Source organism: Thauera sp. ZXT1-4, assembly GCF_052598215.2.
This window is the reverse complement of record NZ_JBQWSN020000001.1, coordinates 200,827-222,063: the sequence shown is the minus strand read 5'-3', so window position 1 is coordinate 222,063 and position 21,237 is coordinate 200,827. Positions and strand designations below refer to the sequence as shown.

The window sequence follows — 21,237 nt, the reverse complement described above, 5'->3', positions numbered from 1 at the left end:
TGCCCGAGGCAGGCCTGGCAGGGCGGGGGGCGCCCAGCGCGCGTGTTAACATGCTTTTCGCAAGCTCCGCTGTCGCGTCGCGTGTCCATTGCCGCGCGGCGCGCTCGGAATGCCGAGCAAACCCCGAAACAGAAGAAAGGACATCCTCATGAAACACCCCCTCCTCGTCGCCGCACTCGTCGCCATTGCCGTTTCGGCGTGCAGCAAGCAGGAAGAGAAGCCCGCCGCGCAAGCGCCGAGCGCACAGGAACAGGCCAAGGAGTCTGCAGCGCAAGCCGTCGAAGCCGCCAAGGATGCAGCCGCTGCCGGCACACAGGCGGTGAAGGAAGAGGCCGCCGCGGCTGCCGAAGCCAGCCGCGAAGCCGCCAGTGACGCCGCGGCCAAGGCAGATGCCGCGGTCGAGGCCGCCAAGGAGAACGGCGCTGCCGTGGTGGATGCGGTCAAGGAAGAGACCGCAGCAGCCGTCGAAGCCGTGAAGGAAGGCGCGGAAGCGCTCAAGGACGAAGCCGCCGACGCCGCGGCAGCCGCCAAGGCTGCAGCCGAGGCCGCCGTTGGCGCCGCCAAGGAGTCTGCGGAAAAGCAGCAGTAGCGTTTCGGCCCGAACAAAAAAGCCGGCGAATGCCGGCTTTTTTGTGTCTGGATCCTGCCGATCAGCGCAACTGCTCGTGCAACAAGCGGAGCATGCGCCGCGCCGTTTCGGAGTCGTCTTCACCCCCCTCGCGCGTGAGCACCTTGACGCGCGCGGTATCGCCCTGCCCTTGAACCTGCAGGCGGTATTCACTGCCCCCGACTGCAGGCTTGTCGTCGCTGCGCCAGAACGCGAGGCGAGACAGGAAACCCTTCTCCGGATTGCGGTTGTCAGCTTCGGGGTCGACATAGCGGACGAAATACAGACCCTCGGTGCGATCACGGTCCTCGACCGTGAAGCCGATCCGATCCAGCGCCAATCCGACACGACGCCAGGCACGATCGAAGGGCTCTTCAATCAAAAGCGCCGCACGACCATCCGGAGCAGTCACGATCTGCGCGCGTTCGGCCGTCTGCGGAGCAGAAAGCTCCGCGACCGCACGCGCCTCTTCTGCGCCGAGGCGGACCATCAACCGGCGCAGCATCTCGGCTTCAAGCTCGGGATCGGCCGGACGGGGTTGCCAAATCGTGCTGTCCTTGGCCTCGGTCGGGTAGATCTCCATCATGCCGCGGTGGCTGATGTACACCTCGACCGTTCCGGGCTCCTTGCCCTGCTCGAGGCGGGTGCGGAACTTGTCGCGCTCGGGCGTGGAGAACAGGCCGTCAAGCACCTTGCCGAGCGTTGAGCGGACGAAATCCTGCGGGATCTTCGCGCGGTCCTCCGCCCAGTCCGTCTCCATGACTCCGATCTCGGGACTGTCGACGTTGAGGATGAAGCCAAGCTCCAGCCAGAAGTCCTTGATCTGCGGCCACAGATCGTCTGGGGTGCCGCTCACAACGAGCCAGCGCTGGCTGCCTGCGCGCTCGATGCGCATCGTTTCGGAGGCGACCAGGACATCACCACCGCCGCTGCTCACCGCAGGCTGACCAGCGCGATCGGCTGCATAGGCCGAATAGGTGGCAACGCCGCGCGGCGCCACGTCGGGGACGGCAAAGCGGTCATCCCGGCGCGGCGCGGTGAGGTCGGGCGGGATCTCGAGCGGACGCTCAAGCTTCCGGGCGCTCTTGTAATCGATACGCTTGGACTCGAGCAGTGAGCCGGAACAACCACCGAGCGCCAGGGACAACGCGATCAGTGACAGGGAGGTGCGCGTGGAACGGTTCATGGAATACCTGGGCGAAGAGTTTCGGGTCAGACCTGGATGCCAGCCTTGCGCATGGCCTTGAGCACGCGCTCGTGGTACGCGTCGGAGAGCTGGGTGAGCGGCAACCGGATGCCGTCGCCGATCAGGCCCATGCGGGCCACGGCCCACTTGACCGGGATCGGGTTGGCCTCGCAGAAAAGGTCCCGATGCAGACCGGTCAGCGTGGCGTTGGTTTCACGCAGGGTACGCATGTCCCCGGCAGCCGCTGCGGCGCACAGCGCATGCATTGCGCGCGGGGCGACGTTGGCCGTCACCGAGATCACGCCATGCCCGCCGAGCATCAGGAAGGCCGCCGAGCTCATGTCGTCGCCACTGTACAGTCCGAAGCCCGCGGGAACACGCTCGACCAGATCGCATGCGCGGTCCAGGCTGCCCGTAGCATCCTTCAAGCCAACGATGTTGGGGATCTCCGCCAGGCGCAGCACGGTGTCGTTGCCAAGATCGGCAACGGTGCGGCCAGGCACGTTGTAGAGGATGAGCGGCAGATCCACCGCCTCTGCGATCGTACGGTAGTGACGATACAGGCCTTCCTGCGTCGGCTTGTTGTAATACGGCACGACCGACAGGTGTGCGTCGGCGCCTGCCTGACTTGCGAAGCGGGCCAGTTCGACCGCCTCCGCAGTGGAGTTGGCGCCGGTCCCGGCGATCACCGGCACGCGGCCGGCGACATGCTCGACGGCGACGCGGATGAGCTCGCAGTGCTCATCGACATCGACGGTGGGTGACTCGCCGGTGGTGCCGACGATGACGATGCCGTCCGTCCCTTCGGCGACGTGCCAGTCGATGAGGCTGCGCAGGCGGGGAAAATCCAGGCTGCCGTCGTCCTGCATGGGGGTGACGATGGCGACAAGCGATCCGGTAATCATGGCGTCGGGCTGTTGGGTAAAGTTCGGATTCTAACCGATCGCGTACGCGCGGCCAGTAGTGAGGCCTGTGCGGGCGCGATTTCTCGCGCCCGCACAGGCAGGCAAACAGTTCGCCGGATAGGGCGCCTCAAAGGTCGGCAAGCGCCTTGACGTGCGCCACGACCGAGCGCGCGAGCGAGGACAGGGAGTAGCCGCCCTCCAGGATCGACACGATGCGCTTGTGGCTGCAGTCGGCGGCCACGTCCTTGATCTGCTCGGTGGCCCAGACGTAGTCGGCCTCGAGCAGGCCAAGCGAGCCCATGTCGTCCTCGTAATGTGCATCGAACCCCGCGGAGATGAAGATCATCTGCGGGTTGTGCGCGCGTAGCGCCGGGATGACGATGTCTCCGAAGACCTGCCGGAAGGCGTCACCCCGTGTGCCCGCGGGCAAAGGCACGTTGCACATGTGCGGCGGCGGGTTGTCCGTTCCGCAGTATGGATAGAACGGGTGCTGGAAGATGCCGGCCATCATCACGCGCGGATCGTCGCGGAAGATGTCTTCGGTTCCATTGCCATGGTGAACGTCGAAATCGACGACCGCCACGCGTTCCAGCCCATGGGCCTCGAGCGCGTGGCGCGCCGCGATGGCGACGTTGTTCATGAAACAGAAACCCATCGCCTTCGAACGCTCGGCATGGTGACCGGGGGGACGCACCGCGCAGAAAGCGTTCTCGATCTCGCCCTTCATGACGAGGTCGGTGGCATGAACGCCCGCGCCCGCTGAACGCAGCGCGGCCTTCATGGTGCCGGGGCTCATCGCCGTATCGGGGTCCAGATGGCGGATACCGTGTTCGGGCACGTTGTCGAAAAGGTTGTCGACATAGTCCTTCGGATGAACGCGCTCGATGTGTTCGCGCTGCGCTTCGGGCGCGTCATAGAAGGAGATGTACATGTCCAGCCCGGAGGCGATGAGGCGATCATTGATCGCCGAAAGCCGGTCTGGGCACTCCGGGTGCATCGATCCCATGTCGTGCAGCCAGCAATCGCGGTGCGTGATGAATGCCGTCGTGGTCATACTTCTCCCTCTCCCCTCGCAAATGGTCGACATCGCCTCTTGCGGGCGTGCCTGCGACCTTTTCCGAACCGGTCGGCGTGACGTGCATCATCCGGCCCGGCAACCTTTGTGATCTATTATCACCGCTTCCAAGCCAATTTCACAGTGCGCCCGAGATGCCCGTTCATCATGCAAACCGCCTCCTGGAAGCTGCAGGAAGGATCATTCTCGGCAAGCAGCGCGAACTGCGCCTTGCCCTCACCTGCCTGATCGCACGCGGACACCTGCTGATCGAGGACGTCCCGGGCGTCGGCAAGACCACCCTCGCCCAGGTGCTCGCGCGCCTGATGGGGCTGCAGTTCCAGCGCATCCAGTTCACCAGCGACCTGCTGCCGGCGGACATCCTCGGCGTATCCATCTTCGATCGCGAAACGAGTGCGTTCCGCTTTCACCCCGGCCCGGTGTTCGCCCAACTGATCCTCGCCGACGAGATCAACCGCGCCACCCCCAAGACCCAGAGCGCACTGCTCGAGGCAATGGAGGAGCGCCAGGTGACCGCCGACGGCGAGACATTCCCGCTCTCCGAACCCTTCTTCGTCATTGCGACACAGAACCCCGCTCACCAGATCGGCACTTTCCCGCTTCCCGAGAGCCAGCTCGACCGTTTCCTGCTGCGCATGCACCTCGGCTACCCTGACCGCAAGGCAGAGCGTGCGTTGCTGCAGGGCGAGGATCGCCGCATCCTGCTCGAGCGCCAGGCGCCTGTGTCCCGCCCCGAGGAAATCCTCGAACTTCAGATGGCAGCGCAGGAGATCCACGTCGCCGACGCACTGATCGACTATCTCCAGGCCCTGCTCGGCGCCACCCGAAGCAACCCCGAGCTTGCGGCCGGACTGAGCCCCCGCGCCGGGCTCGGACTGCTCGCCGCCGCGCGAGCCTGGGCGCTGCTGGATGGGCGCGACCATGTCCTGCCCGAGGACGTGCAGACCCTGTTCCCGCATGTCGCCGCGCACCGTCTGCATCTCGCCGCCGACGGCCGCCCCATTCCGCCCGCCGCCCTCGCCAGGCTGATGCAATCCGTCACCCTGCGCTGATGAATCCCGCTGCACTCTGGCGCCGTCTGCGCAAGACGGCCGAACGCTGGCTGTTCCGCATCGACGGCCCGGAGCCTGCGCCGATCCGGCTTGTGCAGCGGCGCATCTTCGTCTTCCCGGCGCGTGCCGGGTTCGCGTTCGCTACAGCCCTGCTGGTGATGCTCATCGCATCGATCAACTACAACCTCAGCCTCGGCTACGGGCTCGTGTTCCTGCTCGGTGGCGCAGCGGCAGCGAGCATCCTGCATGCGTTCCGGAATCTGTTCGGCCTCTCGATACGCCCCGCCCGAAACGAACCGGTGTTCTGCGGCGACACAGCGGTGTTCCGCCTGCTGGTGACCAACGAGCGGCCCCGCCGACGCCCCGCACTACGACTGCTTGCTCGGGGCCAGGCAACGCAGTTCGCGCTCGGAGCGGAGACCGAGGACAAAGTCGACCTGCCCTGCCCGACCACGCACCGGGGCTGGCTGGCGATCGGGCGCACCGTACTCGACACTCACTGGCCGCTCGGTCTGATCCGGGCCTGGAGCGTGTTCGTCCCCGAGGCCCGCTGCCTGGTGTTCCCTGCCCCCGAGCCCGATCCGCCGGAACTTCCCGGATCCGGAGAGGCACTCGACGGTGGCCGCCCTTCCCTTGCCGAAGGTGACGACGATTTCGCCGGTCTGCGTGCTCACCGCAGCGCGGACTCGCCACGGCATGTTGCCTGGAAGGTGCTCGCACGCGGCGGGCCGATGCTCACCAAGCAGTACGCAGCCGCCTCGGGTCGCGACCTCGTGCTCGACTGGGATGCCACCGGCACCGGGCTCGATGTCGAGCAGCGCTTGTCGCGCCTGTGCGCCTGGATCCTGCAGGCTGAAGCGGACGGACGGCGTTACGCACTCGTGCTGCCCGGCTTGCGTACCGGATGCGAGCGGGGACGCGCGCATCGGGACCGTTGCCTCGAACAACTCGCCACGTTCGGCCATGAAGGAGGTGGTGCATGATCAGCCTGCCATGGCGCAAGGGACGGCAGCAGGCCGGCAACGATAACGAACGCCTGCTGCCGGCGCTGGACCGCCGCCAGGGCACCTGGCTGCTGGCTGCAGCCGCCCTTACAGCCGCCCCGCACGCGATGTGGCTGCCCGGCTGGGTCAGTGCGCTGTGTATGCTGCTGCTGGCCTGGCGCGGCCTGCTGTTGTGGCGGGGCAGCCGCCCCCCTCACCGTCTGCTGCTGCTGTGCATCACCCTCGCCGTGGCGGTTGGCGTGCGCACCGAGTTCGGACAGTTCTTCGGCAAAGACCCAGGCGTCGCCCTGCTCGCCCTGCTCCTCGGCCTCAAACTGCTCGAAACACGAGCGGCGCGCGATATCCGCTCCGCGGTTCTGCTCTGCCTCTTTCTTCAGCTTTCGATCTTCCTCGAAGACCAGTCCCTTCCCATCGCGACACTGGCGCTATGCGGAACACTGCTCACCCTCGGCGCCCTGGTGGCACTGAGCGACCCGGCCGGGCGCTTCGGCAGCCAACTGCGCACGGCAGCCACCCTGCTGATGCAGGGCATCCCGTTCATGCTGGCGCTGTTCCTTCTCTTTCCTCGCATTCAGGGGCCGCTGTGGGGCCTGCCGGCCGACGCCTTCAGTGCGCGCACCGGGCTGTCGGACACCATGACGCCAGGCTCGATCAGCGAACTGGGGCTGTCATCGGCAATTGCGTTTCGCGCCCGGTTCGAGGGGGACGCTCCACTGCAAGGGCAGCGCTACTGGCGCGGTCCGGTACTCACGGACTTCGATGGACGTACCTGGCGTGCCCGTCCATTCCGTGAATCCGATACCCCTTTCTACACGGTGACCGGACCGCGCATCGACTACGAACTCACGCTCGAAGCGCACAACCGGCGCTGGCTGCTCGCACTCGACTACCCGGGACCGGCAAGCCCCGCGATCCGACATGCGAGCGACCATCACGCCTTGGCGCTGCGGCCCATACAGACCCGCAGTCGTTTCAACCTGAGCGCTTGGCCGGAATCGAAGATCGGGCTTGACGAGAACGCCACCACCCTCGCTGCCGCAATCCAGCTCCCCCCCGCAAGCAACCCGCGCACAACCACGCTGGCCCGCGAACTGGCCGACGGTGCGCGATCGCACGCAGAGATCCTGGATCGCGTCACCGCATACCTGCGCGCGCAACAGTACCGCTACACCCTGCGCCCGCCGCCTCTCGGAGAGCACCCCAACGACGAATTCCTGTTCGACACCCGGCGCGGCTTCTGCGAACACTTCGCCTCCGCCTTCGTGGTGATGATGCGTGCCGCCGGCGTTCCTGCCCGCGTCGTCACCGGCTACCAAGGGGGAGAGCTCAACCCGATCGACGGCTATCTGGTCGTACGCCAGTCCGACGCACATGCCTGGGCCGAGGTCTGGCTCGCTGACCGGGGCTGGCTACGGGTCGACCCCACGGCCCTCGCCGCCCCGGAGCGGATTGAGGACGGACTGGCGGAGGCCCTCGCCCAGGACGCGGACCTGCCCCTGCTGATGCGGGCCAACATGCACTGGCTGCGCGACCTGCGCCATCAGTGGGAGGCGCTCTCGAATGCGTGGAACCAGCGCGTTCTTGGATACAATCCGGAACGCCAGCGTGCGCTCCTGGAACGGCTCGGGCTCGCGGGAAACGGTATAGCCAGCCTCATCGCCCTGCTTGCCGGCGCCGGCCTCGCCATCTTCATCGGGCTCTATCTCTGGGCGAAACGGTCGAACCAGCCCAAGGACCCTCTGCTCATCGCCTGGGACCGCTTCAGCGCACGACTCGCACGCGCTGATCTGGCTCGCCACCCCTGGGAAGGCCCGGAGGCATACGGCAGACGGCTGGCCGAGGCCTTGCCAGATCAGGCCCCGGCGCTTCTGGCCATCTGCAGCAGCTATGCGGAACTGCGCTACGGGCGGCGCCGTCCGGATGCGGAGATCCGGGCCCTGAACAAACGTATCGACGGAATACAGATCCAATGAACGCTCATCCCGCTCATCCCGCTCACGCCGCCTCTTGCGCACTGCGCTCTGCTGCTGCCACACGCGCATCCTGGTCCGGGCGACTCTGCAGGTTGCTAGCGGGGATCTGCGCGGGGCTGACGCTCACGGTCCTTGCAGCACCCGCCCATGCCTCCTACGCAGACCATGACGATGCCCGCGCCTTCATCGCAGACATGGCCGAGCGTCACGCCTTCGATCCGGCAGAGCTCCTGCGCAGCCTCCAGAACGCGCGGCACGACGCAACCGTGATCCGACTCATCACCCCGCCCACACGCAAGGGCGCGCGCTCCTGGCAGAACTATCGCGCCCGCTTTCTGGACCCGGCACGCATCGACGGCGGCATGCGCTTCTGGCACGAACATGCGGTCGAACTCGAACGCGCCGAGCAGGCGTATGGCGTTCCAGCCGAAGTCATCGCGGCAATCATCGGTGTGGAGACCCTCTACGGCCGCAATACCGGCAATTTCGAAACCCTGTCCGCACTTGCAACGCTCGCGTTCGACTACCCGCCCCGCGCCGAGCTTTTCCGCCGCGAGCTCGAGGCACTTTTCCTGCTCGCCCGCGAGCAGGGTCGCGACCCGTCGAGCTACACCGGATCCTTCGCGGGCGCACTCGGTTTCCCACAGTTTTTGCCCAGCAGCATACGGGCGTATGCGGTGGACTTCGACGCCAACGGGCGCATCGACTTCGAGTCCGATGCGATCGACGCGATCGGCAGCGTCGCCCATTACCTGCATGTTCACGGCTGGCAAGCGGGCGCCCCTGTAGCCGAGCGCGCTGAGGTACCTGCCACAGCCGATGCCGCCACGCTGGTGGCTGCCGGAATCGAACCTGCGCTCGCACCGGACGTCCTTCTCGGGCAAGGCATCCGCGCCCTGAGCGGCGAGGCGCCCGCCGCAGTCGCCACGCTGGTCGACCTCGCGACGCCGGGCGAGGATACGGAGTACTGGCTCGGCTACCGCAACTTTTACGTCATCACACGCTACAATCGCAGCAGTTTCTACGCCATGTCGGTGTTCGAGCTTGCGGAAGCACTGCGCCTGCGCAAGCGGGTCGAGGCCATACGCGCCGAACGCCGCTGAAGGACGATCCCAGCCATGTCCGGCCCCCAACACAGCTCCGAACTGCGCGACGCCGACCTGCGCCCTGCCCCGATCTCGCTCTCCGACATCGGTGCCGCGTTACGCTTCGGCTTCGATCAGTTCCGCAGCATTCCCTTGCTGAGCATGGGCTTCGCCCTGCTCTTCGTCGCCATTGGTCTTGCGCTGTTCACGGCTCTTGAGTTCGGAGAGATCGCGCCGATGAGCCTCTCGCTCGCAGGCGGCTTCATGCTCGTCGGACCGATCCTGCTCGCCGGCTTCTTCGCGGTTTCGGACAAGTTGCGCCACGGCAGGCACGCAGTGTTCAGCGACATCTGGGAGGGTTTTCGGCGCATGCCACGGGGGGGCTGGGTCGTGTCCTTCGTGTGCGGGCTGCTATTCCTGATCTGGATCACCGACGCAGGCATCCTGTACGGCTTCATGGTGGGGAGCGAGCCGATCGGATTTCTGCGCCTGCTGAACATCGAAGCCATGGTGGTCAATTACGCTGCCTGGAGTGCGATCATGGGTGCGGTGCTCGCGTTCATCCTGTTCACGGTTTCGGCATTCTCGATCCCGCTGATCTACGATGGCCGGGCGCAACTGGTTTCGGGCGTGGTGGCAAGCGCACGCGCGGTGTTCGGGCGTTTCGGGGTCGTCATGTGCTGGGCGTTAGTGCTCGCCGGGGTGATCATGCTCAGCGTGCTGGTGTTACCGCTGCTGCTGGCGACCCTGCCTGTGATGGCCTACGCGAGCAGGGAATTCTACTTCCGCGTGTTCCCGCTGGAGCGCAGCTGAGCGCTAACGGGGCAGCCGGACGACACCGTCGGCGCAGCCCTGCGCCCCTACAGCAGCGCGTCACGTGAGATGCCGTGGCGCTTGAGGATGCGCCGTAACTGACCAAGCGCCTCGAGCTGGATCTGTCGCACGCGCTCGCGCGTGAGTTCCAGGCGCGAGGCGAGCTCCTCCAGTGTCAGCAACTCGCACTCGTCGATCCCGTAGCGGTGACGAATGACCATGCGCTGCTTCTCGCTCAGCATGCCGAGCCATTCGCGCACGAGCTTGCCGAGCTCCGCGTTCTGGATCTGGGTATCGGCCGGGAGCTGATGGTCGTCGGCGAGCGACTCGCCGATGGAAAGGCTCGGGTCGATATCCAGTGGCGCATCGAGCGAGGCCGTGTGTTCGCTCAGCGCGAGAAGCCTGCGCACATCCTCGACCGGGCGACCGAGTTCCCTCGCGACAGTCTCGAGCGTCGAATCACTCCCCACGCAGGCCTCGAGGTTGCGCTGTGCCCGCAGTACCTGGTTGAGCTCCTTCACCACATGCACCGGAAGCCGGATCGTGCGCGACTGGTTCATGATCGCGCGCTCGATGTTCTGGCGGATCCACCACGTGGCATACGTGGAGAAACGGAAGCCGCGCTCGGGGTCGAACTTCTCCAGCGCATGCATCAGGCCAAGATTACCCTCCTCGACCAGATCGAGAAGCGGTATGCCGCGATTGAGGTAGTGCTTGGCGATATTGACGACCAGGCGCAGGTTGCGCTCGATCATCGTCTGCCGGGCCTCGAAGTCGCCCGCGCTTACACGGCGGGCGATGGCAAGCTCTTCCTCTGCAGTCAGCAGCGGGTTTGCACCGATCTCGTTGAGGTAGAGCTGGGTGACGTCGCTGAAGAAATCATTCTCGACGACCGGCTGGGGCTGCGCGGCGAAAACCTCGACTTCAGGAGGAAGGTCCGGTTCCTGTATCTCAAGTTCATCGAGATTTCCCGCTTCTTCCATGCCCCTGCTCCGTCATCGTGCCGGCAAGTACCCCGACGGGTCGACCGCCTTGCCTTGCTTGCGGATCTCGAAATGCAGCTTGGGACGGTCCGCTTCCGAACTGCCAAGCTCTGCGATCTTCTGCCCCTGCTCGACCTGGTCGTCTTCCTTCACGAGCAATTTGTCATTGTGCGCGTAAACGGAGTTGTACTCCTGATTATGCTTGATCACAATCAGCTTTCCGTAGCCGCGAAGTCCGCTGCCTGCATAGACGACCTTGCCGGGCGCAGCTGCATAGACCGGATCCCCGACCTGCCCACCGATGTCCAGCCCCTTGTTCGAGGCTTCGTTGAATCCGGCGATTACGGCGCCCCCCGAAGGCCACTTCCACTGCCCGCTGGGTGCGGCCGTCTGCGGCGTTGCAGGCGCTGTGGGCACAGGCACCGGGGCCATCGGCTCGGTCAGCGGCGCGCGCCCTCCCAAAGGCTCGCGCACGATCGGCACCGCTGCTGACTCACCGCCGGGCACAGGAACGGGCGTGGTTTGCACCGCGCCGCCCGGCGCAGCAATTGCGACCGTCGCAGTTCCCGGGGGCGCGACGCGGATCATCTGCCCAACCTGGATCTGGTTCGGATCGGTAACGCCGTTCCAGGCGACCAGGTCGGGCAGGGTCACGCCGTACTGCCGGGCGATACCCAGCAGGGTGTCGCCCTGGCGAACCGCATGATAGCCGGTCACAGGCACCGGCGAAGAGGCAGGCCCCGTTGCGGAAGGCAGGCCACTGCTGTCGCGCACCGGCGCGGTCACCTGCGAGGCGCACCCCGCGCCGAGCAGTGTGACCATAGAGAGAATCAAGTAGCTTGCACGTATCTGCATCAGTTAATACCGTCGTTCATTCCGTACCACCGAGCAGCGGCACGAAGCGGACCGCTTCGAACCAGCTTTCCCGGAACACATTCCCCTGTCTTTCGACCAGCAGCAGGCGCTGATCGGCGCCACCGACCGGAACGATCAGCCGTCCGCCGGGCGCAAGCTGTTGCTTTAGCGCGGGCGGCAGGCCCGCCGCACCAGCGGCCACGATGATGCTGTCGAACGGAGCCGCTTCCGGAAGACCGAGGTTACCGTCGGCAAGTTTCAGCCGTACATTGGGCAAGCGCAATGGACGTAGGTTCGAACGCGCCCGGTCGAGCAGCCCGCGAATACGTTCGACGGCATAGACTTCGGTCGCCAGCAGCGACAGCACGGCAGCTTGGTAGCCGCAGCCCGCGCCGACCTCCAGCGTGCGGCCCAGCTCGCGACCCGCACGCAGCAACTCGATCATGCGGGCCACGACATAGGGCTGAGAGATCGTCTGCTGGAATCCGATCGGCAAGGGCGTATCGTCATAAGCGCTGAACCCCAGCCCCTCGTCGACGAAGGCGTGCCGGGGCACCGCCTGCATGGCGGACAGCACCCGCTCGTCGCGGATGCCCTGAGTGCGCAAGCGCTCGACCATGCGTGCGCGGGCGCGCGAGGCCTGACCGGCGTCTGCAGTCCTGTTCATCAGAGCTTGAGCCAGTCGAAGACCGGCGCGACCAGGCCGGTATGGGTGAGATCGATCTGCAGCGGCGTCACCGAAACAGCGCCGTTGGCGACCGCGTGAAAGTCGGTGCCCTCTCCCGCATCGGCGGCCTCACCCGCTGCGCCGATCCAGTAAACCGTCTCGCCGCGCGGGGTCTGGCTACGCACTACGGGCTCGGCCTTGTGCCGTTTGCCCAGGCGCGTCACCCGCACGCCACGCAGGCGCTCGTACGCCACATCGGGCACGTTCACATTCAGCAGAACCGGCTGCGGAAAGGGATTGCGCATGAAGCGTTCGGCAAGGTCGCGTGCCACGCGTGCGGCGGCCGTGAAATCGGTTGCCGACTTGCTCACCAGGGAAACCGCGATCGAAGGCACTCCGAGCAGAAAGCCCTCCGTGGCCGCGGCCACGGTGCCCGAATAGACGGTGTCGTCACCCATGTTCGCGCCGTGATTGATTCCCGAAACCACCATGTCGGGCAGGTGGTCGAGCATACCGGTGACGGCGAGATGCACGCAGTCGGTGGGCGTGCCGTTCACATGATAGAAACCGTTGGACGTTCGCTTGAGCGACAGCGGACGATCGAGCGTGAGCGAATTGCTCGCGCCGCTGCGATCGCGCTCGGGGGCGACCACGGTCACCTCACCCAGCGTCGACAGCGCTTCGGCGAGCGCCGCGATCCCCGGTGCGAAATAGCCGTCGTCGTTGCTGACCAGGATACGCATTCGAGATCCATGCGGGGGCCGTTACACGGCCGGAAGCGGGATGTTAGCACACCGTCTTGAGGGTGCCTGACACGCAGCAGAAAACAAAAAACCGGCCGGAGCCGGTTTTTTTGTCGATTGGTCGGGGCGGCGGGATTCGAACTCGCGACCCCTTGCACCCCATGCAAGTGCGCTACCAGGCTGCGCTACGCCCCGACACAAGCCGCCATTATAGCAGCGGTTTCCAGATTTACCAGTTCTACGTGAAAAAACGCTTCAGTTACGCAAGCGGTCGAGCGTCTGCACGATTTCAACCCGCAAATCCCGCACCAAAGCCTTGTAACGCTCGAGCTCAAGCTCGCTTTCCTGAGCGTGAATCGCCGATTCGCCGAGGCGGTTGCGTGCACCAGAGATCGTGAAGCCTTCCTGGTACAGCAGGTGGCGGATACGCCGGATCAGCAGCACCTCGTGATGCTGGTAGTAGCGCCGGTTGCCACCGCGCTTAACGGGCTTCAGCTGGGTGAATTCCTGCTCCCAGTAACGCAGCACATGGGGCTTCACGCAGCACAGATCGCTCACCTCTCCGATCGTGAAATAGCGCTTTGCCGGAATCGGCGGCAGTTCCTGATCCTGAATTTCAGGGCTGCTTGCTTGCATCGCTGAGTCGCTCCACCGCGGCCTTGAGTTTCTGGCTGGCATGGAAAGTGACCACACGCCGCGCGGTGATCGGAATTTCCTCGCCCGTCTTGGGATTGCGCCCGGGGCGCTGAGGCTTGTCGCGCAACTGGAAGTTGCCGAAGCCCGACAGCTTGACGCTGTCGCCGCGCTCCAGAGCAGTCCGGATTTCCTCGAAGAAGCCCTCGACCATGTCCTTGGCCTCACGCTTGTTCAGGCCGACCTGTTCGAACAGCAGATCGGCGAGTTCCGCCTTGGTCAGGGTCATGTCACCCCCCCGTGCCACGCAGGCGGGCGCCAAGCTGTGCCTCGGCCTGCCTGACGAGCGAATCGATGGCCGAATCCACTTCGGCGTCTTCGAGCGTGCGATGAGTATCTTGCATCGATATCCGGAAGGCAAGGCTCTTCTTGTCCGGATCGATGCCCTTGCCATGATAGACGTCGAACAGGGCGATCTCGCGGACCTGCTCGGGCGCAGCGGCACGCAACACCTCGAGCACCCGCTCGACCGGAACCTCGACCCCGATCACGAGGGCGAGATCCCTGCGTACTGCAGGCATGCGGGAAACCTCTGCATAGGCCGGCACACGGCCGGCGAGCACGGCATCCAGTTCGATCTCGAAGACCACTGGCGCACTGCCCAGTTCGTAGCGCTGCACCCACACCGGGTGGATTTCACCAACCACACCGACCACATGACCGTCGAGCCACACCGTGGCTGCACGCCCGGGGTGAAGAGCCGGATGCGAGACAGGCGTGAAGCTCGGCACGCGCGGCGCGAGCAAGGCCTCGAGGTCGCCCTTGATGTCATAGAAATCGACGCTGCGGGCACGCTCGCCCCACTGTTCGGGCAACGCCGGACCCGCAGCCAGCGCGGAAACCTTCATCCGCTGCTGGAAACCGCTCACGGGCTCGCCATCGGCCTTGCGCTCGAACACGCGCGCCACCTCGAACACACGTACACGGTCGATCTGGCGCTTGCGGTTGGTCACAAGGCTTCCCACCAGCCCGGGGATCAGGCTCGAACGCATCACACTGAGCTGGCTTGCGATCGGGTTTGCAAGGCGGATGGGGTCCTGGTTGGCGCAGAAGTCGCGCTCCCAGGCCTCCTCGACGAAGGCGAAGTTGACGACCTCCTGGTAGCCTCGCGCGGCAAGCAAGCGCCGCACCGCCCACACCGGGCGGGCGCGCTCGGTGCTGGGCAGCATCATCAGGCTGCCCTGGGGCGCCACCGCCGGGATGTTGTCATAGCCGTAGAGGCGGGCGATCTCCTCGACCAGGTCTTCCTCGATCTCGATGTCGAAACGCCACGATGGCGGAGTCACCACGAAATCGTCGCCTTCGCGCTCGACCCGCAGGTGCACGCGCTGCAGCAGCGCGAGCATCGCGTCATCTTCGAGCCCAATGCCGAGCACGCGTCGCGCGCGCGCCGGACGCAGCCGCACCGGCCTGCGCTGCGGCAGATCCTGCGCGGCGACCGCCTCCACCACCGGCCCGGCGTCACCCCCGCAGATGTCGAGCACCAGGCGCGTGGCGCGCTCAAGCGCGGTGCGGGCGAGTTCAGGGTCCACCCCGCGCTCGAAACGGTGAGAAGCATCCGAGGAAAAGCCGTAGCTGCGCGCACGACCGGCGATCGCGTCGGGCGCGAAGAAGGCGCTCTCCAGGAAAATCTCGGTGGTCTCCGGCGTCACTCCACTGTCTTCACCACCCATGATCCCGGCAAGCGCCAGGGCGCGCGCCTCGTCAGCGATCAGCAGCGTGTCGGCGGTCGGGGTCACGCTCTGCTCGTTGAGCAGCAGCACCTGTTCTCCGCTTCGCGGCAGGCGGACGTGGATGGCGCCGTGCAGTTTCGTGTTGTCGAAGGCGTGCAGGGGCTGGCCAAGCTCGAGCATGACGTAGTTGGTGATGTCGACCAGCGCGCTGATCGAGCGGATGCCGCTGCGCACCAGCCGGCGCACCATCCATTCGGGCGTGGGCGCCTCGGCGTTCACCCCGGACAGCACACGGCCGCAATAACGCGGGCAGGCCTGCGGGGCGTCGAGCACGATGGCGCGCGTCGCTTCGCCGCGCGCCGGAACAGCCTCGACAGGCTCCAGCCGGAGCGCACTGCCGGTGATCGCCGCGACTTCGCGCGCGACCCCGGTGAGACTCAGGCAATCCGCACGGTTGGGCGTGAGCTTGATCGTGAACAGGGTGTCGTTCAAGCCGAGGTATTCGCGAATGTCGGTACCGATCGGCGCATCTTCGGGCAAGACGTGCAAGCCGCCGTGATCTTCCGAAAGGCCGAGTTCGCGTGCGGAGCACAGCATGCCGAAGGACTCGACGCCGCGCAGCTTGGCCTTCTTGATCTCGAAATCGCCGGGGAGCGTCGCGCCGACCACGGCGCAAGGCACCTTCATTCCGACCGCGGCATTGGGTGCGCCGCAGACGATCTGCAGCAACTCGCCGCTGCCCGCATCCACCTTGCAGAGCTTGAGCTTGTCGGCGTTGGGGTGCTTATCCGCTTCGACGATCTGCGCGACCACCACCCCGCTGAAGGCAGGTGCGGCAGGGTCGGCTTCTTCCACCTCGAGACCAGCCATGGTCAGCAGATGGCCGAGTCCGGCACTGTCCAGTTGCGGATCGACGAAGGTCCGCAGCCACTGTTCTGAGAATTGCATGATTCGATTACCCGGATTGCGTGGGGGGGGCGAGGTGTGAGCACCCGTACTCAGCGGAACTGGCTCAGGAAGCGCAGATCACCTTCAAAGAACAGGCGCAGGTCGTTCACGCCATACCGCAGCATGGTGAGGCGGTCCGGCCCCATGCCGAAAGCGAAGCCGGTATAGCGCTCGGGGTCGATGCCACCGAAACGCAGCACGTTCGGATGAACGACGCCACAGCCGGCGATCTCGAGCCAGCGCCCCTTGAGCGCGCCGCTCATGAAGGCCACGTCGATCTCGGCCGAAGGCTCCGTGAACGGGAAGAAGGAGGGACGGAAGCGGACCTGCAGGTCATCGGTCTCGAAGAAACGACGCAGGAAATCGGCGATCACCCCCTTTAGGTCGGCAAAGCTGACCGTCTCGCCAACCCACAGGCCTTCAACCTGATGGAACATCGGCGAATGGGTGGCATCGGAGTCGACCCGGAATACGCGCCCCGGAGCAATGATGCGCAGATCCGGCATGGCGTCGGAAGCGCGGTGGCGCTCGACATGGGCCAGCATCGCGCGCACCTGCACGGGGCTGGTGTGGGTGCGCAGCAGCACATCCTCACGCCCTTCGAGGTAGAAGGTGTCGTGCATCGAGCGCGCGGGGTGATTCTCCGGCGTATTGAGTGCGGTGAAGTTGTGCCAGTCGGTTTCGATCTCGGGGCCATCCGCAACGACGAAGCCGATCGAGCCGAAAAGCTGCTCGATCCGCTCAAGCGTGCGGCTGACCGGATGCAGGCCGCCCTGTACCCCGCCTCGTCCGGGAAGCGTGACGTCGAGCGCCTCGGCGGCGAGCTGCGCATGCAGCGATGCCTCACGCAGGGCATTTCGCCGCGCCTCCAGTTCGGCCTCCACCGCCGTCTTGGCGGCATTGATGGCGGCACCGGCTTCACGGCGCGCGTCCGGCTCGAGTTTTCCGAGCGATTTCAGGCGTTCGGTGAGCGCCCCGGCCTTGCCCAGGTAGCGCGCCTTCGCCTGTTCGAGCTGCGCGCTGTCGGCGGCAGCGGCAAAATCGGCTGCGGCCTGTCGTACCAGTTGATCGAGCTGTTCCATGTCCCTGCCCTGGCGGAGTACGGTGTTGCGGATGGGGCCAAGCTGCGGCCACGCATCGGGAATTCGGTGGTTCGAAAGACAACGGCTCAGAAAAAAAAAGGAGGCCAGGCCTCCTTTTTTCGAGCTGCGAAGACTTACGCAGCGAGTTTGGCCCGGGCCTGCTCGGCAATTGCGGCAAAAGCCGGCTTGTCGAACACGGCCAGGTCGGCCAGCACCTTGCGGTCGATCTCGATCGCAGCCTTCTTCAGGCCGTTCATGAAGGTGCTATAGGTCAGCCCCAGTTCGCGCGCGGCGGCGTTGATACGCGCAATCCACAGGGTACGGAACTGGCGCTTGCGCTGACGGCGGTCGCGGTAGGCATATTGACCCGCCTTCATCACCGCCTGCTTGGCGATGCGATAGACGTTCTTGCGACGGCCGCGATACCCCTTGGCCTGGGAAAGGACTTTCTTGTGACGAGCGCGGGCGGTTACACCACGTTTAACGCGAGGCATTGCGGTCTCCTATCAAGCGTACGGAAGCATGGCGCGGATCAGCTTTTCATCTGCCGCATGCACTTCGGTCATGCCGCGCAGGTGACGCTTCACCTTCGTCGTCTTCTTGGTCAGGATGTGGCGCTTGAACGCCTGGGACCGCTTGATCCCGCCGCTGGAGCGGACCTTGAAGCGCTTCTTCGCTCCGCTCTTGGTCTTCATCTTGGGCATTACGGATACTCCAATGTTTTTGGATGACACCAGGTAGCGCCGACATCCGGCGCATTTTGTTACCCGGCACCACTTGTTTTCCGCCCGGCAGCTCACGCCACCCGACGGTCTTGCCCCTTTCGAGGCAAATTCTGTACAGCTCAGATCTTCTTCTTCGGCGCGATGACCATGATCATCTGACGCCCTTCCATCTTGGGCATCTGTTCGACCTGACCGAGTTCTTCCAGGTCGGCCTTCACACGCTCCAGCTGACGCAGACCGAACTCCTGGTGTGCCATCTCACGTCCGCGGAAGCGCAAGGTGACCTTGCACTTGTCGCCTTCTTCCAGGAAGCGCTTGAGGTTGCGCAGCTTGATCTGGTAGTCGTTCTCGTCGGTACCCGGGCGGAGCTTGACCTCCTTCACCTGCACCTGTTTCTGCTTGAGTCGGGCTTCGTGGGCCTTCTTCTGTTCCTGATACTTGAACTTGCCGAAATCCATCAGCTTGGCGACCGGCGGTGCAGCCATCGGAGCGATTTCGACCAGATCCAGCCCAGCCTCTTCGGCCATGTTCAGGGCTGCGTTCAGGGACACGATTCCGAGCTGCTCGCCTTCTTCGCCAACCAGCCGGAGCTCGGGCGCGTTGATCTCCCTATTTACGCGCTGTTTTTTTTCTTGAGCGATGGTTCAACTCTCCACGAAAACCACAAAATCAGACCGAACCGGCCTTCGCTTCTTCTTCGCGACGCCAGCGTTCGATCAGCGAATCGAGGGACATTTGGCCAAGATCCTGGCCACCTCGGGCACGCACGGCCACCAGGCCCGCCGCCTTTTCCTTCTCACCAATCACGAGCAGGTAAGGCAGCTTCTGCACGCTATGTTCGCGGATTTTATAGTTAATCTTCTCGTTGCGCAAATCAGCCTCGACACGAAAACCCGCCTTCTTCAGCTTGGTCGCCACTTCCGCAGCATAGTCCGCCTGCCCCTCCGAGATGTTCATCACCGCAGCATGCTGCGGCGCGAGCCACATCGGCATCGCGCCCGCGTAATGTTCGATCAAAATGCCGGTGAAGCGCTCCAGCGAACCGAACAAGGCGCGATGCAGCATGACCGGGCGCTTGCGCGCGTTATCCTCGGCCACGTAAGAGATGTCGAAGCGCTCGGGCAGATTCATGTCGACCTGCAGCGTGCCGCACTGCCAGTCACGGCCGATCGTGTCGCGCAGCACGAACTCGAGCTTGGGACCATAGAAGGCGCCCTCGCCCGGGAACAGCTCGTAGGCCATGTCCATGTGTTCGAGCGCCGATGCCAGCGCACCTTCGAGCTTGTCCCAGGTCTCGTCCGTGCCGATCCGGTTCTCCGGGCGTGTAGACAGCTTGATGCGCACGTTGTCGAAGCCGAAGTCCTTGTAGATGTCGAGGATCAGGCGCACGACATCCTTGCACTCCTGCTCCATCTGCGCCTCGGTACAGAAGATGTGCGCGTCGTCCTGAGTGAAGTGGCGCACGCGCAGCAGGCCGTGCAGCGCGCCCGAAGGCTCGTAGCGGTGCACCTTGCCGAATTCGGCCATGCGCAGCGGCAGGTCGCGGTAGCTCTTCAGCCCCTGAGCGAACATCGACACCGCACCGGGACAGTTCATCGGTTTCAGCGCGAAGACCCGCTCGTCCTCGGTCGTGGTGGTGAACATGTTCTGGCGGTAGTTCTGCCAGTGGCCGGAGGTTTCCCACAGCGCACGGTCCATCACGTCCGGCGTATTGACCTCGACGTAGCCCGCCTCTTCCTGACGGTCCCGCATGTAGTCGATCAGCGTGTTGAACAGGCGCCAGCCCTTCGGATGCCAGAACACTGCGCCCGGCGCCTCGTCCTGGAAGTGGAAGAAGTCGAGCTGCTGACCCAGCTTGCGGTGGTCACGCTTCTCGGCTTCCTCGAGCATGTGCAGGTAGCCGTCGAGCTCGTCCTTCTTCGCCCACGCCGTGCCATAGATGCGCTGCAGCATCTCGTTCTTGGAGTCACCACGCCAGTAGGCGCCGGCGAGCTTGGTGAGCTTGAACACCTTGAGCTTGCCGGTCGAGGGTACGTGCGGACCGCGACAAAGGTCGATGAAGTCCCCCTGACGGTAGAGCGAAACGTCTTCGCCAGCCGGGATCGACGCGATGATCTCGGCCTTGTAATGCTCCCCGATGTCCTTGAAGAATGCGACCGCCTTGTCGCGCGGCCAGACCTCGCGATGCACCGTGATCTCGCGCTTCGCAATCTCAGCCATGCGTGCCTCGATTGCTGCGAGGTCGTCGGGCGTGAAGGGGCGTTTGTAGGAAAAATCGTAGTAGAAGCCGTTCTCGATCACTGGCCCGATCGTCACCTGTGCATCGGGGAACAGTTCCTTGACCGCATGCGCGAGCAGATGCGCCGTCGAGTGCCGGATGATCTCGAGCCCCTCGGGTGTCTTGTCGGTAACGATGGCGAGATCTGCATCGGTCTCGAGCCGATGGGAAAGATCGACGAGCCGGTCGCCAACGCGACCAGCCAGGGCGGCCTTGGCCAGGCCGGCACCGATCGAGGCCGCGACCTCGGCCACGGTAACCGCATGATCGAAGCTACGCACGGAACCGTCGGGGAGCGTGATGTTGGGCATGACTATGGCCTCGGGCTGATGACGTCCTGCGCGCGCGGCGCGCAGGACGGGCATAAAAAACGTGGACGAAAAAAAAGCGCGGTCTGGCGCGCTTTTTTCTCTTTTAGCAGACAAGCGGAGCCGACCTGTTCAGTATCCCGCCGAAGTGGTAGTTCGGAACATATTGATCAACTCCTGAATCTTGGTAGGCGCGATTGGATTCGAACCAACGACCCCCACCATGTCAAGGTGGTGCTCTAACCAACTGAGCTACGCGCCTGCTGAAGTCCCGCATTATAGGCACTGCAAAAATCTTGTCAAAGACTTTTTGCAGTGCACCGCACGTTTCATTTCTTCAGGCGCGTCACCGCAAACAGAATCACGAACGCGCCGACGACAGCACCAATGAAGCCGGCACCTTCGCCGGCATGGTAGATGCCCAGGGCCTGACCGCCATAGGTCGCCACAAGCGAACCGGCAATGCCGAGCAAGGCGGTCATGATGAGCCCCAGCCCATCCTTGCCCGGATGCAGCAGGCGTGCGACCAAGCCAACGATGAGACCGATGAGGATGGTATAGAGGATGCCCATGAGATTTTCT

At 64.7% G+C, this 21,237-nt stretch carries 22 protein-coding genes and 2 tRNA genes; 6 read left to right on the top strand and 18 right to left on the bottom strand.

The genetic code is table 11. The features are described 5' to 3' along the window. Positions 1 to 148 precede the first annotated feature (148 nt). Positions 149 to 589 (top strand): hypothetical protein, encoded by a 441-nt coding sequence (locus tag ACUH78_RS01110; RefSeq protein WP_418362994.1) that lies wholly within the window; start codon positions 149 to 151, stop codon positions 587 to 589. Positions 590 to 650: 61 nt separating this feature from the next. Here the strand turns inward: ACUH78_RS01110 and bamC are convergent, their stop codons facing one another. The 3 genes from bamC to ACUH78_RS01095 form a co-directional block, all read right to left on the bottom strand. Then, the gene (gene bamC / locus ACUH78_RS01105) at positions 651 to 1,793 is read right to left on the bottom strand and encodes an NlpB/DapX family lipoprotein (protein WP_435750333.1); all 1,143 of its coding nucleotides are present in this window, start codon (positions 1,791 to 1,793) and stop codon (positions 651 to 653) included. Between the two features lie 26 nt (positions 1,794 to 1,819). Further along, entirely contained in the window at positions 1,820 to 2,698 is an 879-nt protein-coding gene (dapA, locus tag ACUH78_RS01100; protein ID WP_418362996.1) for a 4-hydroxy-tetrahydrodipicolinate synthase, read from the bottom strand. 127 nt (positions 2,699 to 2,825) lie between these two features. After that, positions 2,826 to 3,752 carry a histone deacetylase family protein gene (locus tag ACUH78_RS01095; protein ID WP_418362997.1) on the bottom strand — a complete coding sequence of 309 codons (927 nt, stop codon included), beginning with the start codon at positions 3,750 to 3,752 and terminating at the stop codon, positions 2,826 to 2,828. Between the two features lie 155 nt (positions 3,753 to 3,907). Between ACUH78_RS01095 and ACUH78_RS01090 the strand changes: the two genes are divergently transcribed. Genes ACUH78_RS01090 through ACUH78_RS01070 form a run of 5 tightly spaced genes read left to right on the top strand, consistent with a single transcriptional unit; the run spans position 3,908 to position 9,700 of the window. Next, positions 3,908 to 4,825 carry an AAA family ATPase gene (locus ACUH78_RS01090; RefSeq protein ID WP_445332494.1) on the top strand — a complete coding sequence of 306 codons (918 nt, stop codon included), beginning with the start codon at positions 3,908 to 3,910 and terminating at the stop codon, positions 4,823 to 4,825. After that, a complete protein-coding gene (locus ACUH78_RS01085) occupies positions 4,825 to 5,808 on the top strand; it encodes a DUF58 domain-containing protein (RefSeq protein WP_418362999.1) in 984 nt (327 codons plus the stop codon). Before ACUH78_RS01090 ends, ACUH78_RS01085 begins: the two co-directional genes overlap by 1 nt. Then, positions 5,805 to 7,802, top strand: coding sequence for a transglutaminase TgpA family protein (locus ACUH78_RS01080; protein ID WP_445332495.1), 1,998 nt, complete (start codon positions 5,805 to 5,807; stop codon positions 7,800 to 7,802). The genes ACUH78_RS01085 and ACUH78_RS01080 overlap by 4 nt, the downstream gene beginning before the upstream one ends. Beyond that, on the top strand, positions 7,799 to 8,905 hold the full coding sequence (mltB, locus tag ACUH78_RS01075) for a lytic murein transglycosylase B (protein ID WP_445332496.1): 1,107 nt from the start codon (positions 7,799 to 7,801) through the stop codon (positions 8,903 to 8,905). The genes ACUH78_RS01080 and mltB overlap by 4 nt, the downstream gene beginning before the upstream one ends. 15 nt (positions 8,906 to 8,920) lie before the next feature. Then, positions 8,921 to 9,700 (top strand): DUF2189 domain-containing protein, encoded by a 780-nt coding sequence (locus tag ACUH78_RS01070; RefSeq protein ID WP_445332497.1) that lies wholly within the window; start codon positions 8,921 to 8,923, stop codon positions 9,698 to 9,700. A 47-nt stretch (positions 9,701 to 9,747) separates the two neighbouring features. Here ACUH78_RS01070 and rpoS read toward each other — a convergent pair whose 3' ends face one another. From rpoS to ACUH78_RS00995, 15 genes are all read right to left on the bottom strand, one after another. Next, positions 9,748 to 10,683 (bottom strand): RNA polymerase sigma factor RpoS, encoded by a 936-nt coding sequence (rpoS, locus tag ACUH78_RS01065; protein ID WP_418363003.1) that lies wholly within the window; start codon positions 10,681 to 10,683, stop codon positions 9,748 to 9,750. 12 nt (positions 10,684 to 10,695) lie between these two features. Beyond that, on the bottom strand, positions 10,696 to 11,538 hold the full coding sequence (locus ACUH78_RS01060) for a peptidoglycan DD-metalloendopeptidase family protein (RefSeq protein ID WP_418363004.1): 843 nt from the start codon (positions 11,536 to 11,538) through the stop codon (positions 10,696 to 10,698). Positions 11,539 to 11,554: 16 nt separating this feature from the next. After that, entirely contained in the window at positions 11,555 to 12,205 is a 651-nt protein-coding gene (locus tag ACUH78_RS01055) for a protein-L-isoaspartate(D-aspartate) O-methyltransferase (RefSeq protein ID WP_418363005.1), read from the bottom strand. Then, the gene (gene surE / locus ACUH78_RS01050; RefSeq protein ID WP_418363006.1) at positions 12,205 to 12,948 is read right to left on the bottom strand and encodes a 5'/3'-nucleotidase SurE; all 744 of its coding nucleotides are present in this window, start codon (positions 12,946 to 12,948) and stop codon (positions 12,205 to 12,207) included. Before surE ends, ACUH78_RS01055 begins: the two co-directional genes overlap by 1 nt. A gap of 118 nt (positions 12,949 to 13,066) precedes the next feature. After that, positions 13,067 to 13,143 (bottom strand) — tRNA-Pro (locus tag ACUH78_RS01045). A 60-nt stretch (positions 13,144 to 13,203) separates the two neighbouring features. Beyond that, positions 13,204 to 13,584, bottom strand: a complete 381-nt coding sequence (locus tag ACUH78_RS01040; RefSeq protein ID WP_418363007.1) for a MerR family transcriptional regulator — start codon at positions 13,582 to 13,584, stop codon at positions 13,204 to 13,206. Further along, positions 13,565 to 13,870: an integration host factor subunit alpha gene (locus ACUH78_RS01035; RefSeq protein WP_418363008.1), complete on the bottom strand. Its 306-nt coding sequence runs from the start codon at positions 13,868 to 13,870 to the stop codon at positions 13,565 to 13,567. Before ACUH78_RS01035 ends, ACUH78_RS01040 begins: the two co-directional genes overlap by 20 nt. Position 13,871: 1 nt before the next feature. Further along, positions 13,872 to 16,262, bottom strand: a complete 2,391-nt coding sequence (pheT, locus tag ACUH78_RS01030) for a phenylalanine--tRNA ligase subunit beta (RefSeq protein ID WP_418363009.1) — start codon at positions 16,260 to 16,262, stop codon at positions 13,872 to 13,874. Positions 16,263 to 16,312: 50 nt separating this feature from the next. Then, positions 16,313 to 17,344, bottom strand: a complete 1,032-nt coding sequence (gene pheS / locus ACUH78_RS01025) for a phenylalanine--tRNA ligase subunit alpha (protein WP_418363010.1) — start codon at positions 17,342 to 17,344, stop codon at positions 16,313 to 16,315. A 134-nt stretch (positions 17,345 to 17,478) separates the two neighbouring features. Continuing rightward, positions 17,479 to 17,838 carry a 50S ribosomal protein L20 gene (gene rplT / locus ACUH78_RS01020; RefSeq protein WP_320364630.1) on the bottom strand — a complete coding sequence of 120 codons (360 nt, stop codon included), beginning with the start codon at positions 17,836 to 17,838 and terminating at the stop codon, positions 17,479 to 17,481. 12 nt (positions 17,839 to 17,850) lie between these two features. After that, positions 17,851 to 18,048, bottom strand: coding sequence for a 50S ribosomal protein L35 (gene rpmI, locus ACUH78_RS01015; protein ID WP_004299086.1), 198 nt, complete (start codon positions 18,046 to 18,048; stop codon positions 17,851 to 17,853). A 140-nt stretch (positions 18,049 to 18,188) separates the two neighbouring features. After that, positions 18,189 to 18,710 carry a translation initiation factor IF-3 gene (gene infC, locus ACUH78_RS01010; RefSeq protein WP_418363350.1) on the bottom strand — a complete coding sequence of 174 codons (522 nt, stop codon included), beginning with the start codon at positions 18,708 to 18,710 and terminating at the stop codon, positions 18,189 to 18,191. 28 nt (positions 18,711 to 18,738) lie between these two features. After that, a complete protein-coding gene (gene thrS, locus ACUH78_RS01005) occupies positions 18,739 to 20,658 on the bottom strand; it encodes a threonine--tRNA ligase (RefSeq protein WP_418363011.1) in 1,920 nt (639 codons plus the stop codon). Between the two features lie 182 nt (positions 20,659 to 20,840). Further along, positions 20,841 to 20,917, bottom strand: a tRNA-Val gene (locus tag ACUH78_RS01000). 67 nt (positions 20,918 to 20,984) lie between these two features. After that, entirely contained in the window at positions 20,985 to 21,227 is a 243-nt protein-coding gene (locus ACUH78_RS00995) for a GlsB/YeaQ/YmgE family stress response membrane protein (protein ID WP_418363012.1), read from the bottom strand. Between the last annotated feature and the right edge of the window lie 10 nt (positions 21,228 to 21,237).